Raw genomic sequence first — 16,213 nt, forward strand, 5'->3', positions numbered from 1 at the left:
CCATGTTTGGAAAACTCACGCCCGGCGCGATTCCATTCGATCAGCCGGTCATCATGGGCGCGGCCGCGTTCATGGCGCTCATCGTGCTGGCGGTCATCGTCACGCTCACGAAGCTCGGCCGCTGGAAGTGGCTCTGGACCGAGTGGCTGACAAGCGTCGATCACAAGAAGATCGGCATCATGTACATCATCGTCGCGGTGCTGATGCTCGTGCGCGGTTTTGTCGACGCCATAATGATGCGGCTTCAGCTCGCGATCGCGTTTCATGGCCCCGGTTACCTGCCGCCGCACCACTACGACCAGATATTCACCGCGCACGGTGTCATCATGATCTTCTTCATGGCGATGGCGCTGATGGTCGGCCTCTTCAATCTTGTCGTGCCGCTGCAGATCGGCGCGCGCGACGTCGCCTTCCCGTTCCTGAATTCGCTGAGCTTCTGGATGACAACGATCAGCGCGATCCTGATCAATCTGTCGCTTGTGATCGGCGAGTTCGCGCAGGTCGGCTGGCTCGCGTATCCACCGCTCTCGGAGCTGCAGTTCAGTCCCGGCGTCGGAGTCGACTACTACATCTGGAGTCTGCAGCTCTCCGGCGTCGGTACGCTGATTACCGCGATCAACTTCTTCGTGACGATCGTCAAGCTGCGCGCGCCCGGCATGACGCTGATGAAGATGCCGGTGTTCACGTGGACCGCGCTGTGCTCGAACGTGCTGATCATGGCAACGTTCCCGATCCTAACCGTGACGCTCGCACTGCTCGGCCTCGACCGCTACGCAGGCATGCACTTTTTCACAAACGAGCTCGGCGGCAACGCGATGGTGTACCTGAACCTGATCTGGGCGTGGGGCCACCCGGAGGTGTACATCCTCGTGCTGCCCGCGTTCGGCATCTACTCGGAAGTGATCGCGACCTTCGCGAAGAAACCGTTGTTTGGCTACAGAACGATGGTCTACGCGTCGTGCGCGATCACGGTGCTCGCATTCCTCGTGTGGGCGCACCACTTCTTCACGATGGGTTCCGGCGCGGACGTCAACGCGTTCTTCGGCATTATGACGATGGTCATCGCGATCCCCACGGGCGTGAAAATCTTCAACTGGCTGTTCACGATGTACCGCGGTCGCATCGAGTTCACCGCACCCGTGCTGTGGACGATCGGCTTCATGGTCACGTTCACGATCGGCGGCATGACGGGCGTGATGATGGCGATCCCGGGTGTGGACTTCGTGTTGCACAACAGCCTGTTCCTGATCGCGCACTTTCACAACGCGATCATAGGCGGCGTCGTGTTCGGCTATCTCGCAGGCTTCCATTACTGGTTCCCGAAGGCGTTCGGCTTCAAGCTTAACGAGAAGCTCGGCAAGCGGGCGTTCTGGTGCTGGTTCGTCGGCTTCTACGTGTCGTTCGTGCCGCTCTACGTGCTCGGCTTCATGGGCATGACCCGGCGCCTGAATCACTACGACAACCCGACCTGGCATCCCTGGCTGTTCGTCGCCGCATGCGGCGTGGTGCTGATCGCACTCGGTGTCGTGCACCAGATCGCCCAAGTCGTCGTGAGCGTGATCCATCGCAACGAGCCGGGATACGGCGACCTGACGGGCGACCCATGGAACGGCCGCACGCTCGAATGGGCCACCTCGTCACCGCCCGCTGTCTACAACTTCGCGCGCATACCGGTCGTCGACCAGCTCGACGCGTTCGCGCACATGAAGGAAAGCGGCGCAGCAAATGCCGCACTGGCGCATTACGAGGACATCCACCTACCGTCGAATACCGCGGACGGCTTCCTGATCGGCGCATTCAGCCTCGTGCTCGGCTTCGCCGGCGTCTGGCACATCACGTGGCTCGCCGTGCTGGCCTTCCTCGCGATCGTCGCCGCGCTGATCGCGCGTAGCTTCCGCGACGACCATGGCTACGTGATTCCGGCCTCGCGCGTGCGCGAAATCGAAGCACGACGCGGCAGCGCACCCACCCCGGCCGCCCTTGAACTACCCGAATCCGCGGAGACCTGATCCATGTCGCAATCTGCATCACTCGTCCATCACGGCAGGTCGAGCGCTGAGCACGGCCCAACGCCCACCGTGTTCGGCTTCTGGCTGTACCTGATGACCGACTGCATGCTGTTCGCGTCGCTGTTCGCCGTGTTCGCCGCAATGGCGCACGAGTTCGCGGGTGGCGCGTCAGGACGGGACCTGTTCGACATCCCGGGTGTCGCACTTCAAACCGGCGTGCTGCTGCTGAGCAGCACCACCTACGGCTTCGCGATGCTCGGCGCGCAGCGCCAGGGGCGTGGTGCCGTGATCGGCTGGCTCCTCGTGACGTTCGTGCTTGGCGCGCTGTTCCTCGCGTTAGAGCTGCGCGAGTTCTCGCACCTGGTCGCCGACGGTGCCGGGCCCAGTCGTAGCGCCTTCCTGTCGTCGTTCTTCACGCTGGTTGGCACCCACGGCCTGCACGTAACAGCCGGCCTCGTCTGGATGGCCGTGCTCGTCGTGCATGTCGTCCGCTCGCCTGAACTGTCCGGTCGCGACCTCACGAGTCTGACATGCCTGAGCCTCTTCTGGCACTTCCTCGACATCGTGTGGATCTGCGTGTTTTCGTTTGTCTATCTCGGGAGCATGCTCTAAATGGTCCATTCACACTCGACGTCCACGACCGCCTCGCGTGGTGACGTCGCCGGTTATATCACCGGTTTCGTGCTTGCCGTGGCGCTGACGGCTGGCTCATTCTCGATCGTCACGCAACGGTTGCTGCCGTCCGGCTCCGCGATTATGGCGCTCGCGTTGCTGGCGTTCGTGCAGATCATCGTGCATCTGGTGACGTTCCTGCATCTCGACCTGTCGCGCGGCCAGCGCTGGAACGGGCTGGCGTTATGCTACACCGCGCTCGCCGCGCTGTTCCTGATCTTCGGCACGATCTGGGTAATGCACAATGTCAGCATGAACATGATGTCGCGCTGACTCGCCACCATCGCGAAACGGTCTGGTCACATCATCGCGGACACGGCATGTAGCCGTTGGCCGCGTGCGTGGTGTTGTGCTGCACCGCTCTACCGGTCTTCTTCATGAACAGTCCGAATCACCCCGTTCCCGCCAATGACCATTGCCCCATCGCAAGGTCATCCGCTCGTGGCTGACACCGTTCGCCGAACGCCGCACCGCCTACGCGCTTCTGCTGCTCGTATTCGACTACGTTTTGCTATTGTGTGCGCTCGCCGCGAGCGTGTTCGCGCACGGGTTCGTGCTGAAGACCGTATTCGGATGCATGGCGGGCTTCGTCATCGGACGGCTCTTCGTCATCGGTCACGACGCATGTCATGAGAGCCTGACCCGGCACCGCACGCTCAACCGCTGGCTGGGCCGGATCGCCTTCCTGCCGTCGCTCACGCCGTACAGCCTGTGGCAAGTGGGTCACAACGTGGTGCATCACGGCTACACGAACCTGAAAGGCGTCGATTTTGTGTGGGCACCGCTGACGATCCAGGAATATCGCGCCTTGAGTGGGCCACGGCGCGCACTGGAACGTATCTATCGCAGCGGCTGGACGCCCGGTCTCCACTACATGATCGAAATTTGGTGGACGAAGATGTTTTTCCCGTCGCGGGCCGCAATGCCGACGCGGCGCCCCGTGTTTTTCCGTGACTGCACGCTGGTATCGGTGTTCGCACTGCTGTGGATCGGCGCGCTCGCGTGGATCGCTCGCGCGACGCAGCGGGGGGTGTTCCCGTCAATCGCATGCGGGTTCGGGGTGCCGTTCCTGTTCTGGTTCGCGATGGTGGGTTTCGTCGTGTACGCGCACCACACGCATCCGCAAATCCGCTGGTACGACGATCGCGCGAAATGGGGGCGTTCGGATCCGTTCGTATCCACGACGGTGCACTTGACCTTTCGCTGGCGTTTTGGCGCGCTGTTTCATCACATCATGGAGCACACCGCGCATCACGTCGACATGAGTCTGCCTCTATACGGGCTCGTCGGTGCTCAGCGAACCCTCGAAGCGATGCTTCCGGAACGGATCGTCGTGCAGCGATTTTCGTGGCATTGGTACTTCGACACCGCACGAGGCTGCAAACTATACGATTTTTCGACTGATCAGTGGACCGACTTCGCTGGTCGCGCGACGCACGTCCCTCTTAGTAATTGAATCGGTCGTAAGAAAAATGTCACACCGTACGGCAAAATTCGCCCTATTAGCCTTCTGGCTTTGCAGGGAATCAGTGCAAGCCGTAACGCATAAAAAAAAGCCTGCAGGCCAGCACTACCATAAGCCGGGAAGACGATTAATACGAACACTGCGGTTCGCTCGGGGGCCTTCATCTAATCCCGCAACTCGGGGTTCCGTGCTTTCGCTCGGCGTTCGTTACGTGCGGCCACTTCAGGTCGCGTTCAATGCAATTTGAATTCAATCACGAGGGTAAAAATGCCGGATATCAGCGGAAATGCGACAGCAATTGGCGAGGCAAACACTCAGCAAATGTGTGCTGCCCTGACCGTTCAAACCTATGTAAATAGCGTTCTCGAACAGCCCCAGGTGGATTTTTCTGGCATCGACGGTCTGTCGCAATACGAGACACAAATCAACGACGGGCTCACCACCGCGAAAGACCATGCGATCTATTATCTGGACACGCTGCAGCCCAGCCTGATCGAAAACATGGCAAACATCGACAACTACTACCAGCTCAACAAAGCACTACCGGCGACCCTGCCGGCAGGCTCGACTGTTGCTGAGTGGACAGTCGCCCTCACGGCGGTGCAGCAGGAGTCGGTGAAATACCAAGGCGCCGCGAACCAGATTGTCACCAACCTCCAGACGCTTGGTGCGAATCTAACGACGGACTCAGCGGACTTCACAACCACCGTTACCAATATGAATAGTGCGGTTGGCGGAGCAGACGGGATTCTCGCCATCATCATAGGGGAACTCAGCAAAGCTCAGGCAGAAATCGACGGCGCAATCGCCGGAATCGTTCTGAGCGGGCTGACTGTCGTAGGCGGCGTATTTGTCATCTGCGTAGGGGCGAGCGCTGAGTTTGTCACCGCTGGCGCGTCTACCGGTGCAGGCGTCGGCGGCGTTGGCATTGTCTTGGCGGGAGTCCTCGGTGAAGCCGGCGCGGCAGCCGGGCTCGTCGCAGCGAATAAGGCGAAGGCGTCGCTGCTCACCGAACAAGCGGACCTGAAGGAAGAGGTAAAGCTCGCTACGGCGATTAGTGGCGGCTACACATCACTTTCCACGCAGGTCAATGGTGCCATTACTGCAGCATCGGCGATGGCAAACGCGTGGGAAAGCATCACATCTGATCTGGGCGACATCATCGCCGATTTGAACAAGGGGATTTCGAGTGCGGACGAGATCCGCACCCTGTTCATAAACGCGGCAAACGGCGAAATCGGGACGCTCCTGGCGGACATCCAGACGGTCAAGGGCCAAATGGCTGGCGTAACCGTGCAATCGGCCGCCGCGCATCAGACCGTAAGCGATCTCATCGCGAAGGTCGCCAATCTGCCCGCCTCAGCAGGAGTGGCGTAACGCGATCCGCTAGCCCGTGCGGCCTCCGTCGGGATTGATTCCAACGGAGGCGGCCCCGTCATACCACAACGAAGGAAAGAGACAACATGGGTCCTTTTTCACAGACTTTGGCCGCCCTGAACAGTAGTGTCTCCAAATTGCGGTCCATCCAAGGATTGCCCGGCGACGGGGTGCCAATTCAGAACTCCGTCTGCAATTCTCTTATCGGCATTCTGAAGGACGCCGCTCCTTTTCAGACGGCCCTGCTCGGCTATACCGGTTCGGCAATCACCGCGCTGAATGGTGCGCTCGCTGACCTTAAAAAAGGTGCAAGTCCGGGCTCGATAGCCAAAACTGTCTCGGGCGTCGCTGCCACCATCAGTACGTACCAACGAAGCGCGACATCACTACTGACCCAATCGAACGCTGCCGCGGCTCTCATGTCGTCGTCGTTTACGCAGCTAGCCCACGTCGAAGGCTCTATCCAGAGTCAGATGACGACTTTGCAGGCACAGGAAGGCGCGGCACGGGGCCAATTGGCTGCCGCACAAAAGCGTTACTACTATCTCCTTGCACTGGGGCCATTCGGTCTACCGGGCCTTACGGCTGCGCTTGGTCTTTATCTCAAATGGAAAAGCGATGCTGCGGCGATTCAGAATCGCATCAACTCGCTATCGAGTCAGATCGGCGTGCTGCAGGGTTTGGTCACGGCGTGCAAGACATTGGCCACCGCCGAGGCCTCCAGCCTTAGCGACCTGACAAATCTGAAGACCGCGATCGATGACACTGCCGCAGACTTCACCGTGATTATTAACGATCTCAATCAGGACCCGTCTCCCTCCGTCGTTGAGCTTCGTTTAACCACTTGTATCGCAATGCTCGGCGTTCTACAGGCCGACGCTTCCTGATAGTTCGAAGCTTTCGCGCTGCTCAATCGGTGGCGGAAGCCACCGATGAGTGGTAACCAGCGTGCCATACTGAACGCATCTCAAGACGTGCCACCGGGGCTTGGGGTGAACATACCGTGTTTACGCCGACCGAAAATTCGGCCACGTGTAGGGATCGCGCCGACTGAAAATTGAGCCGGGCAATCAACCTATCCTGCTAGTTTTTCTGGCAGGGTGTTTGGGGATGATCCCGATGACGATGATTGGCAAGGTGCGGCGGATGTTCCGCCGCCAGAACAAGTCGGTACGCGAGATAGCACGTCTCACAAGCCTGTCGCGCAACACGATTAGTAAATATCTGAACATGGATGTTCAGGAGGAGCCGAAGTATCAGCGGCGCTCCCAGCCGACCCGGTTGACGCCGTTTCATGAGGCGCTGGTGCAGGCGCTCAGTGTCGACGCGCGGCGGTCGAAGAAGGAGCGGCGCACCGCCTGGATGCTGTTTCAGGAGATCAAGGCGGGCGGCTACGACGGCTGTTACTCGCGGGTGACCGATTTCATCCGGGGCTGGCAGCAAGGCGAAGGCAAGGCGGTTTCGAAGTCGGCGTTTGTGCCGTTGCGATTCGAGCTGGGCGAGGCATTCCAGTTTGACTGGTCCGAGGAAGGACTGGTTGTCGGCGGCATTTACCGCAAGCTGCCGGTGTCGCACATGAAGCTATGTGCGTCGCGGGCGTTCTGGCTGGTTGCCTATCCGAGCCAGGGGCACGAGATCGAGATGCTGTTCGATGCCCATACGCGCTCGTTCGCGGCCTTCGGCGGGGTGGACCGCTGGGGCATCTACGACACTATGGAAACGGCCGTAGACAAGGTTCACAAAGGCAAGGGTCGCACAGCAAATCCGCGTTTCGCAGTGATGTGCTCGCACTACCTGTTCGATCCGGACTTCTGCAACGTCGCCAGTGGCTGGGAGAAAGGCGTCGTCGAGAAGAACGTGCAGGACAGCCGTCTGCGCATCTGGATTGAGGCGCGTGCGCAACGCTTCGGCAGTTTCGCTGATCTGAATGCATGGCTGGCGAACCGGTGCCGGTCGTTGTGGGATCAGGTGCAGCATCCGGACTATCGTACCTGAGCGTCGCCGACGTGTTCGAGCAGGAGCGCGTCCATCTGATGCCGATGCCGACACTGTTTGACGGTTACTGTAAGACTCGCTAACAAAGCCTGTCATCCGAAAGCAAGCAGCAGTTGCAGCCCGAGGTCGGCTGCCATGTCGAGTGCGCTGCGGCCATCCGGTGCGCACAGTTCTGCGTTCGCCCCATGCGCAAGCAGCATCTGCAGGACGTCGAGGCGAGCGCTCGCGGCTGCCTGCATCAGGCATGTGATGTCGTCGTCGTTCACATGGTCGATTGGCGCGCCGGCGTCGATCAGTTGCAGGATGGTCGCGGGGCCGCCGTGCAGGCACGCGAACCAGAGCGCATGGTTGCCGTCGTCATCGAGCGCGTCGACGCGTGTGCCGAGTGCGAGCAACGCTTCGACCACCGCGTCCTCGCCATGCTGCGCGGCGCGCATCAACGGCGTTTCGCCGTTCACGCAGCGCGAATGCGGAGCAGGGAAGCCGTGGTACGTCAGCCAGGTGGAAAGTGCGGCGGGCACGATCGTTTCGAGTTGTGCATCGGCGTTCTGGACAACGCGCGAGGCTAGGCGTTCGCGGACGACGAAAGCAGTGTCGGTATGCATGATTATGGTCGCCTTCGGGTGCAAGGGAACATCGGTTGGCGCAGCCGCACGGGCGGCAGCCGTTGGGATCCGCGCTTCAGACGGGCCGGTTCTCGTTGGGGTTGCGCACCGGCCCCATCAATTCAAGTCCTTCGCTGTAGGTGATCGTGTCGAAGGTCACCTCGAATTTGATGGCCGCGTCCGCTACCGCATCCACTTTGCCGCCTGAGTCCTTCTTCTTCAATTCATTCTTTTCGAGGTACAGCAGTTCGAGCATCTCGTTGTAGACGGTGGACTCGAGAATCGGCAGCACATAGAACATCGCGCCCTTGTATGGCACCTGATATCGCTTGCTCAGGTCGATGTTGTCGCAAAAAAGAAAGTACTTGCCACTCGCCGAGAGCGTGTCGCTGAGCACCTCGGCCACGTCCTTCAGATGCTCGAAGCTCAGCAGATACCCGGCGAAGAAAGGCAAGTGCTTATGGCCGATCGTCGCGCATGCCATCACCTGATCGCAGGTCAGCTCCGGCGGCCGCGCTTCGTCGGCGAGCTTCGGGGCAAAGCGCAGCGCGAGTTCGCCGCGGAAGCCGACCCGGCCGAACTTGTTCGTCAGCCCCTTGAGTACCGGGTTGAGCAGACGGCCTTCATGTTCGAGACGGGCGAACGCGGTGTCGTCGATCTCCTTGTGGGCGAGCGTTTCGGTCATCACAGATCCTTGGGTTGAACAGTTGAAGAGGGATTCACGTCTGCGTGTTGCGCATCCGGTCGGCGATTTTGAAAAAAGCCTGCATCAGTTCGTCGCGCAGCGCCGGATCGACACCTGTCTCGTCGAACGCGGCGCGCATGCAAGCTAGCCACGCATCCCGTTCGGCGGTGCCGATCGCGAATGCGGCATGACGCGTGCGCAGCCGTGGTTGGCCATGCTGTGCCGAGTATCGCTTGTCGGCACCGAGCCATTCGCACAGATACAGCACCAGCACGGCCTTCGTCGAAGACAGGTCCGGGTGATGCATCGCGCGAATGCGCTGCGCGTCGGCCCGCGTATCCATGTGCCGATAGAACGCGTCGACCAGGCGGTTGACGTCGGTCTCGCCGCCTAGACGGTCGAAGTGCGTCTCGCGCGGCACGGGTCGCGAAGGTTGGGTGGCTGGTGTGTCCATGGTGCCATCAACGCAATAACCGAACCAGGCGGCAACCCGGCGATTGTCCGGCTGCACGCAGGCCAATGCGACAGAAATCGCACGACAAACGCGCCGAATGGTTTCATTGGCGACGAAGTTCGCGTGGTTTGTCGCGAAATCGACAAGACACAGGAGGAGTCCGCAAAAGTCCCGAACCAACCGCCGCAGCGCGGCGGGGCGGACGCGACGCAGTACCGCTGGTGACGTGGCACAGAAGCTGCATTTGGAGTCCAGCGCGGACACAGGTCCGGCCGATGCGTGACTCGATATAAGAAGACCCATACAGGCACGACAGGCTGACATGGTCGCGGTTACGCAACCCTGGTTTCAACCCTTCTTCCTGAATGGAGAAATGCAATGTCTAAACTTCGGCAAATCGCGTTCTATGGCAAAGGCGGCATCGGCAAGTCGACCACCTCGCAGAACACCCTGGCAGCCCTGACTGAACTCGGGCAGAAGATCCTGATCGTCGGCTGCGATCCCAAGGCGGACTCTACCCGCCTGATCCTGCATGCAAAGGCGCAGGACACCATCCTGTCGCTAGCGGCCGAAGCCGGCTCGGTGGAGGACCTCGAACTCGAGGACGTGATGAAGATCGGTTACCGCAACATCCGTTGCGTGGAGTCCGGCGGCCCGGAACCGGGCGTCGGCTGCGCGGGCCGTGGCGTCATCACGTCGATCAACTTCCTCGAAGAAAACGGCGCCTATGACGGCGTGGACTACGTGTCGTACGACGTGCTCGGCGACGTGGTGTGCGGCGGTTTCGCAATGCCGATTCGTGAGAACAAGGCGCAGGAAATCTACATTGTGATGTCCGGCGAAATGATGGCCATGTATGCGGCCAACAACATTTCAAAGGGCATTCTGAAGTACGCGAACAGCGGCGGTGTGCGGATCGGCGGGCTCGTGTGTAACGAGCGTCAGACCGACAAGGAACTCGAACTCGCCGAAGCGCTGGCGAAGATGCTCGGCTCGAAGCTGATCCACTTCGTGCCGCGCGATAACATCGTGCAGCACGCCGAGCTGCGCCGCATGACGGTGATCGAGTTCGCGCCCGAATCCAAACAGGCGGAAGAGTATCGGCAGCTCGCCACCAAGGTGCACAACAACGCGGGCAACGGCACGATCCCGACGCCGATCACGATGGATCAACTGGAAGACCTGTTAATGGAGCACGGAATCATGACGTCCATCGATGAATCGCAAGTAGGCAAGCCTGCAGCGGAACTGACCGCCTAAGCGAGCGCCGCTGCGCGCGGCACGGTGTTCTTCTTCACGCGATGAACCGGGCCGTGCCGGCTACCCGCTGCCAGGCTTGATACCCACCCTATGGAGCATTCCCATGAGCGTCACAGTTGAAGAGCGCAAGGCCGCGAACAAGGCCTTGATCGATGAAGTGCTGACGGCCTATCCGGAGAAAATGGCCAAACGGCGCGCCAAGCATCTGGGCACCTTCGAGGACGGCAAGCCCGACTGTGGCGTGAAATCAAACATCAAGTCATTGCCGGGCGTGATGACGATTCGCGGTTGCGCGTACGCCGGCTCGAAGGGCGTGGTCTGGGGGCCCATCAAGGACATGATCCACATCAGTCATGGTCCGGTCGGTTGCGGCCAGTACTCGTGGGGCGCGCGTCGCAACTACTACATCGGCACTACCGGTATCGACACCTTCGTGACGATGCAGTTCACGTCGGACTTCCAGGAAAAGGACATCGTCTTCGGCGGCGACAAGAAGCTCGACAAGATCATAGACGAGATTCAGGAACTGTTTCCGCTGAACAAGGGCATCTCGATCCAGAGTGAATGCCCGATCGGCCTGATCGGCGACGACATCGAGGCCGTCTCGAAGAAGAAGAGTGCCCAGTATGAAGGGCACACCATTTTGCCGGTGCGCTGCGAAGGCTTTCGCGGCGTCAGCCAGTCGTTGGGCCACCATCTGGCTAACGATGCGATTCGAGACTGGATATTCGACAAGGCCGATCCGGACAAGCGGCCCGAATTTGTTTCGACGCCTTATGATGTTGCGATCATCGGCGATTACAACATCGGCGGCGATGCCTGGTCGAGCCGGATTCTGCTCGAAGAGATCGGCCTGCGCGTGATCGCGCAATGGTCGGGCGACGGCTCGATCGCCGAGCTCGAGAATACGCCCAAGGCCAAGCTCAATTTGCTGCATTGCTACCGCTCGATGAACTATATCAGCCGGCACATGGAAGAGAAGTACTTCATTCCGTGGACGGAATACAACTTCTTCGGCCCGTCGATGATCGAGAAGAGCCTGCGCGAGATCGCCAGCCACTTCGACGACACCATCAAAGCCAACGCGGAGACGGTGATCGCCAAGTATCGTCCACTGGTCGATGCGGTGAACGCGAAGTTCAGAGCGCGCCTGCAGGATAAGACCGTGATGCTGTTCGTTGGCGGCCTGCGTCCGCGCCACGTGATCGGCGCCTACGAAGACCTCGGCATGAACGTGGTCGGCACCGGCTACGAATTCGGCCACAACGACGACTATCAGCGCACCACGCACTACGTGAAGGACGGCACACTGATTTACGACGACGTGACCGGCTACGAGTTTGAGAGGTTCGTCGAACAGGTCCAGCCCGATCTGGTCGGTTCCGGCATCAAGGAAAAGTACGTGTTCCAGAAGATGGGCGTGCCGTTTCGCCAGATGCACAGCTGGGACTATTCCGGTCCATATCACGGCTACGACGGCTACGCCATTTTCGCGCGCGACATGGACATGGCCATTTCCAGCCCGGTGTGGGGGCTCGCCAAGGCGCCCTGGAAGAAAAACCCCTAAGCGCCGGCCACCGTACCGGTCACCGGACTGATCACCGGCCAGCAGGCCATTGAATTGAATGTCAGGAGCATCCCGTGCCCCAATCCGCAGACCACATTCTCGATCAGGAACTCCTGTTCCGTGAGCCCGAATACCAGAAAATCTTCCGCGCGAAAAAGGAAAACTTCGAGTTCAACCATTCAGACGGGCAGGTCAAGCAGATCGTCGAGTGGACCAAGAGCGAAGACTACCGGCAAAAGAACTTTGCACGCGACTCGCTCACCATCAACCCGGCCAAGGCCTGCCAGCCGCTCGGCGCTGTGTACGTGGCCATCGGCTTTCACAGGACGCTCAGTTTTGTGCATGGCTCGCAGGGCTGTGTAGCGTTTTACCGCTCGCACTTCTCGCGTCACTTCAAGGAGCCGACCTCGTGTGTCAGCTCGTCGATGACCGAGGACGCGGCGGTGTTCGGCGGCATGAACAACATGATCGACGGCCTTGCAAATGCGTACAACCTGTACAAGCCCGACATGATCGCGGTCTCCACGACCTGCATGGCGGAAGTGATCGGCGACGACCTCGACGCGCTCATCAAGAACAGCAAGCAGAAGGGCAGCGTGCCGGAAGACTACGACGTGCCGTTCGCGCACACGCCGGCCTTCGTCGGCAGCCACGTGACCGGCTACGACAACGCGCTCCTCGGCATCCTCAGGCACTTCTGGGACGGGAAGGCCGGCACAGCGACGCCGCTTGAGCGTGTGCCCGACGACAGCGTCAACTTCATCGGCGGCTTCGACGGCTATGTGGTCGGCAACATGAAGGAAATTCGCCGCATCTTCGATCTGTTCGGCGTGACGGTGAACATCATCTGCGACCCATCCGAAACGTGGAATACGCCGACCGACGGCGAGTTCCGGATGTACGAAGGCGGCACGACCAAGGAGGTAGTCGAGCGCGCGTTGAACGCGAAGGCGACCTTCGTGTTCCAGGAATACTGCTGCGAAAAGACCAGCAAGTTCATTGGCGAGCATGGCCAGGAAGTGGTGGTGCTGAACTCGCCGGTTGGCGTCGCGGGCACCGATCAGTTCCTGATGGAAATCTCGCGCGTGACCGGCAAGCCGATTCCGGCGCAACTGGAGAAGGAGCGAGGCCAGCTCGTCGATGCGATGGCCGACAGCCAGGCTCACCTGCACGGCAAGCGCTTTGCACTCTACGGCGACCCGGACCAGATGCTGGGCTACACGCAGTTCCTGCTGGAACTCGGCGCCGAGCCGGCTCACGTGCTGGCGACCAACGGCAACGAAACCTGGGCTGCGAAGGTGCAGGCGCTGTTCGACGCGTCGCCCTACGGCGCCGGCTGCAAGGTGTATCCGAAACGCGATCTGTGGCACATGCGTTCACTGCTGTTTACCGAGCCGGTGGATTTCCTGATCGGCAACACCTACGGCAAATATCTCGAGCGGGATACCAAAACGCCGCTGATACGCATGGTGTTCCCGATCTTCGATCGCCACCATTACCATCGCTTCCCGACCTGGGGCTATGAAGGTGCGTTGCGGGTGCTGGTCACGCTGCTGGACGAGTTCTTCGAAGCGCTCGACGCCAACACGATCGACGTGGCGAAGACCGACTACAGCTACGACATCATTCGCTGACGAGGAGAGCGCGGCCATGGCAGACACAGCAGATGCATCGGGCGCGGCAGATGCAGTTCTGGTCAAGATGACGCAGGGCGGCCGTAACGTCGAGGTCATCAACGGCTAGGTTTGCCTGGCCGGTGTGGGCGAGGCCGACCACCTCGTCCCGCTGCTCGAACACCCGAACCGGCAGGTGATCGCCCAGGTGCTGCCGGGAGGCTGCGCATGTGGGCGCCGGTTGCCGTTGACGCACGAGGAGATTGCGATTGCACAGGGTGCGATGTCGGCGGCTCGACGGCAGTTCGACGCGAGCCCGGCGGGCATCGCGCCGCGGTTACCTCGTGCGGTGTGGGCGAAGATTGCGGCGGAGGGTGTCGAGTAGCGGGGCACCGCTGAAAACGAAATTGCTGCGCTGTGTGTAGCTAGCTGTAGCGACTCGTTGTTGCGCGTTCGCACCGGTACTTGGCGCCGCCATCTAATCAAAGAGTCCGTTCATGAACCAGTTCACCGATATTGATCACAAGAACCTTGACCCGGTAAGGCAGCAATTTGCATGGGAAGCGCTAGCTGCGCATTTTGATGATCGGTCCCCGGAAGATCTCACCTCCTCGCAGCGGCAGTTTCCCCATCACACGCGCCCCGAGCTTCAACAGACGCTGTCCCGCCTGCTGACGCCGTTCGCTCCGCGCCTTCTCGGCCTCAATCAGGTTCATGAGCGGTTTCCGTTGACAATTTCCTCGCTGTTTGTGCAGAGTACCGGCCCGATGTCTACCACGGTGTCCCTTGCTCCTGTGAAATACCGGAATGTCGATGTCGGAGAAGAAACACCGGTCGCGGTACTTGACAACGGCTTGTGGCTGATCACCGATGGCGAGCTGAGAGCCGCTGTGCTGTTCGAGCAGCACATGGAAGGAATGAACACGTCTATCGCGAGCGTGGAGATTGTCAGTCTGCCCAACGCGCGCGGGCTGGCCTTCGGCAGCGAGGTGTATGCGGGGCTGGAGCAGGCAATTCGCGAGTCCCGTCTGTACCGAGGCAAGGTTCTTTCCCTCGAGGTAACCGAGGATTATTCAGGCCAGCCCCGCAGCATCGTCGTGCACCGTCTGCCTGCCGTGGAGCGTCAGGACGTCATCCTGTCACCGCAAACGATGGAGCTGCTGGATCGCAATATTTTTGAATTCGCACGCACCAGAGAGGGATTAAAGATATTACGCCAGTCGTTGCAAAAGGGTGTCCTGCTGTACGGGCCGCCCGGAACGGGCAAAACCCATACGATCAAGTACCTCGCCAGCAATCTGCCAGCGCATACCACCCTTCTGATCAGCGCCAATCAAGTGGGGCAACTCGACAACTATATGCTGCTGGCCCGGTTGCTACAGCCAAGCATGGTGGTCATCGAGGACGTCGATCTCATCGGGAGACATCGCACCGAGATGCGCAGCCCCAAGGAAGAGAGTCTGCTCAACCGGTTGCTCAACGAAAATTTACGGACTTCACCAGGACGCCGAGATCCTGTTCGCGCTTACCACCAACCGGCCGGAGGAAATCGAGGAGGCGCTCGCGGCCCGTCCAGGCCATTGAAATACCGGCACCTGATGCGGATTGCCGGGCGCGCCTGCTCCGGCTCTACGGTTCGAGGATGAGCATCCCGACAGGCGTCGCAGCGCTTGCAGTGGAGCGGACTGAAGGCGTCGGCGCTGCATTCATCAAGGAACTGGTGCGCCGGTTGGCCCAGCAAAGTATTGCGCGTAAGGCCCAGGGCGAAGTGAGCATGGAGGATGCTGAAAACGCGTTGCAGGACATGCTGGTGCGCAGCGGATACCTGAGTCAGGCGCTCCTTGGCGGCGCACCCGCACGGGAAAAACCGCAAGTACGAATCGTGGGTGACCAGTGCTTCTGAGCGTTGCAGGGAGCGAGGGGTCCGGTCCGGAAGAATGATCGGAAGGGGCCGGCGGCCCATATGCCGCCTCTGACTCACCATTTCATCTGCTGGCTACCTGAGTGCCCGTCGAGCATTCTCACTGATTGTGGATCCTGGCCGATGTTATCGAGCCGTTCTCAATTAACGTGACCCCGTTCTCACTTAATGTGGACCTGGACGCGCCGATATTCTCAGCCAATGTAATCCCGAAAAGGCGCTGTTATCGGGCCTTGGAGATTTATGTTATCGAGCCGCTACAGCTAGCCTGCGTGACGAACCTCAGCGAGGGAGCGGGGCATGATTTATGTAGTCGAGCAGTCTGACTCAGTGCCGCTGCGTGCGTGGTTCGCCTACGACGACTTTGAGCGCGAGGTGGCGGCGTCCGACCCGTTGAGCCTCGCGGAGATCAATGACGAGGTAACGCCGCGCGAACTGCTCGCGCTGGTCGACGACGACTGAGCCGCCCAGCGGGGCAGGCGGCGCGAATGGCGCATACACACTGGAAGATCGTTCGGGATATGGGCGCAGGCGCGCTCGGTGCATTGCTCGAACGCGTACCGGCCGAGATCAGGCCTGAGCGCTTCGAG

15 protein-coding genes and 2 pseudogenes are annotated in these 16,213 nt (G+C 60.3%); 14 read left to right on the forward strand and 3 right to left on the reverse strand.

What is annotated here, in order from left to right:
* Positions 1-2: 2 nt before the first annotated feature.
* The 7 genes and pseudogenes from cyoB to istA form a co-directional block, all read left to right on the forward strand.
* A complete protein-coding gene (gene cyoB, locus B0G81_RS41140) occupies positions 3-2,009 on the forward strand; it encodes a cytochrome o ubiquinol oxidase subunit I (protein WP_106285681.1) in 2,007 nt (668 codons plus the stop codon).
* A 3-nt stretch (positions 2,010-2,012) separates the two neighbouring features.
* Positions 2,013-2,621, forward strand: a complete 609-nt coding sequence (cyoC, locus tag B0G81_RS41145; RefSeq protein ID WP_134143842.1) for a cytochrome o ubiquinol oxidase subunit III — start codon at positions 2,013-2,015, stop codon at positions 2,619-2,621.
* Positions 2,622-2,954 (forward strand): cytochrome o ubiquinol oxidase subunit IV, encoded by a 333-nt coding sequence (gene cyoD, locus B0G81_RS41150; protein ID WP_106285683.1) that lies wholly within the window; start codon positions 2,622-2,624, stop codon positions 2,952-2,954.
* 142 nt (positions 2,955-3,096) lie between these two features.
* Positions 3,097-4,137: a fatty acid desaturase gene (locus tag B0G81_RS41155; protein ID WP_134143843.1), complete on the forward strand. Its 1,041-nt coding sequence runs from the start codon at positions 3,097-3,099 to the stop codon at positions 4,135-4,137.
* 276 nt (positions 4,138-4,413) lie between these two features.
* Positions 4,414-5,523 (forward strand): HBL/NHE enterotoxin family protein, encoded by a 1,110-nt coding sequence (locus B0G81_RS41160; RefSeq protein WP_106285685.1) that lies wholly within the window; start codon positions 4,414-4,416, stop codon positions 5,521-5,523.
* A gap of 86 nt (positions 5,524-5,609) precedes the next feature.
* Positions 5,610-6,410, forward strand: coding sequence for a hypothetical protein (locus B0G81_RS41165; protein ID WP_106285686.1), 801 nt, complete (start codon positions 5,610-5,612; stop codon positions 6,408-6,410).
* 232 nt (positions 6,411-6,642) lie between these two features.
* Positions 6,643-7,592, forward strand: a pseudogene (gene istA, locus B0G81_RS41170) (IS21 family transposase); the annotation flags it as partial.
* Positions 7,593-7,610: 18 nt separating this feature from the next.
* Here the strand turns inward: istA and B0G81_RS41175 are convergent.
* From B0G81_RS41175 to B0G81_RS41185, 3 genes are all read right to left on the reverse strand, one after another.
* Positions 7,611-8,123 (reverse strand): ankyrin repeat domain-containing protein, encoded by a 513-nt coding sequence (locus B0G81_RS41175; protein WP_106285687.1) that lies wholly within the window; start codon positions 8,121-8,123, stop codon positions 7,611-7,613.
* Positions 8,124-8,199: 76 nt separating this feature from the next.
* Positions 8,200-8,808, reverse strand: a complete 609-nt coding sequence (locus tag B0G81_RS41180; protein ID WP_106285688.1) for a hypothetical protein — start codon at positions 8,806-8,808, stop codon at positions 8,200-8,202.
* Between the two features lie 34 nt (positions 8,809-8,842).
* On the reverse strand, positions 8,843-9,262 hold the full coding sequence (locus B0G81_RS41185) for a group II truncated hemoglobin (RefSeq protein WP_106285689.1): 420 nt from the start codon (positions 9,260-9,262) through the stop codon (positions 8,843-8,845).
* A 378-nt stretch (positions 9,263-9,640) separates the two neighbouring features.
* On the opposite strand from B0G81_RS41185, the gene nifH reads away from it, so the two are divergent.
* The 7 genes and pseudogenes from nifH (at position 9,641) to B0G81_RS44055 (ending at position 16,085) form a co-directional block, all read left to right on the forward strand.
* Positions 9,641-10,522 (forward strand): nitrogenase iron protein, encoded by an 882-nt coding sequence (nifH, locus tag B0G81_RS41190; RefSeq protein ID WP_018423167.1) that lies wholly within the window; start codon positions 9,641-9,643, stop codon positions 10,520-10,522.
* 103 nt (positions 10,523-10,625) lie between these two features.
* Positions 10,626-12,089: a nitrogenase molybdenum-iron protein alpha chain gene (nifD, locus tag B0G81_RS41195; protein WP_134143844.1), complete on the forward strand. Its 1,464-nt coding sequence runs from the start codon at positions 10,626-10,628 to the stop codon at positions 12,087-12,089.
* A 74-nt stretch (positions 12,090-12,163) separates the two neighbouring features.
* Complete coding sequence (nifK, locus tag B0G81_RS41200; protein WP_134143845.1) at positions 12,164-13,723, forward strand: nitrogenase molybdenum-iron protein subunit beta; 1,560 nt, start codon at positions 12,164-12,166, stop codon at positions 13,721-13,723.
* 16 nt (positions 13,724-13,739) lie between these two features.
* Positions 13,740-14,087: pseudogene (locus tag B0G81_RS41205) on the forward strand (hypothetical protein).
* 112 nt (positions 14,088-14,199) lie between these two features.
* Complete coding sequence (locus B0G81_RS41210; RefSeq protein WP_243856884.1) at positions 14,200-15,348, forward strand: AAA family ATPase; 1,149 nt, start codon at positions 14,200-14,202, stop codon at positions 15,346-15,348.
* Entirely contained in the window at positions 15,345-15,605 is a 261-nt protein-coding gene (locus B0G81_RS45185) for a hypothetical protein (RefSeq protein ID WP_243856885.1), read from the forward strand. The genes B0G81_RS41210 and B0G81_RS45185 overlap by 4 nt, the downstream gene beginning before the upstream one ends.
* A gap of 318 nt (positions 15,606-15,923) precedes the next feature.
* Positions 15,924-16,085 carry a hypothetical protein gene (locus B0G81_RS44055; protein WP_018423161.1) on the forward strand — a complete coding sequence of 54 codons (162 nt, stop codon included), beginning with the start codon at positions 15,924-15,926 and terminating at the stop codon, positions 16,083-16,085.
* Positions 16,086-16,213: the final 128 nt, after the last annotated feature.

Source organism: Paraburkholderia sp. BL6665CI2N2 (assembly GCF_004366535.1).
Lineage (GTDB): Bacteria > Pseudomonadota > Gammaproteobacteria > Burkholderiales > Burkholderiaceae > Paraburkholderia.

Coding starts and splice junctions, on each gene's coding strand:
- B0G81_RS41165 (WP_106285686.1), top strand. CDS start 5,610: ATGGGTCCTTTTTCACAGACTTTGGCCGCCCTGAACAGTAGTGTCTCC.
- B0G81_RS45185 (WP_243856885.1), top strand. CDS start 15,345: ATGAGCATCCCGACAGGCGTCGCAGCGCTTGCAGTGGAGCGGACTGAA.
- B0G81_RS41210 (WP_243856884.1), top strand. CDS start 14,200: ATGAACCAGTTCACCGATATTGATCACAAGAACCTTGACCCGGTAAGG.
- B0G81_RS41175 (WP_106285687.1), bottom strand. CDS start 8,123: ATGCATACCGACACTGCTTTCGTCGTCCGCGAACGCCTAGCCTCGCGC.
- B0G81_RS41185 (WP_106285689.1), bottom strand. CDS start 9,262: ATGGACACACCAGCCACCCAACCTTCGCGACCCGTGCCGCGCGAGACG.
- nifD (WP_134143844.1), top strand. CDS start 10,626: ATGAGCGTCACAGTTGAAGAGCGCAAGGCCGCGAACAAGGCCTTGATC.
- nifH (WP_018423167.1), top strand. CDS start 9,641: ATGTCTAAACTTCGGCAAATCGCGTTCTATGGCAAAGGCGGCATCGGC.
- cyoC (WP_134143842.1), top strand. CDS start 2,013: ATGTCGCAATCTGCATCACTCGTCCATCACGGCAGGTCGAGCGCTGAG.
- cyoD (WP_106285683.1), top strand. CDS start 2,622: ATGGTCCATTCACACTCGACGTCCACGACCGCCTCGCGTGGTGACGTC.
- cyoB (WP_106285681.1), top strand. CDS start 3: ATGTTTGGAAAACTCACGCCCGGCGCGATTCCATTCGATCAGCCGGTC.
- B0G81_RS41180 (WP_106285688.1), bottom strand. CDS start 8,808: ATGACCGAAACGCTCGCCCACAAGGAGATCGACGACACCGCGTTCGCC.
- B0G81_RS41160 (WP_106285685.1), top strand. CDS start 4,414: ATGCCGGATATCAGCGGAAATGCGACAGCAATTGGCGAGGCAAACACT.
- B0G81_RS44055 (WP_018423161.1), top strand. CDS start 15,924: ATGATTTATGTAGTCGAGCAGTCTGACTCAGTGCCGCTGCGTGCGTGG.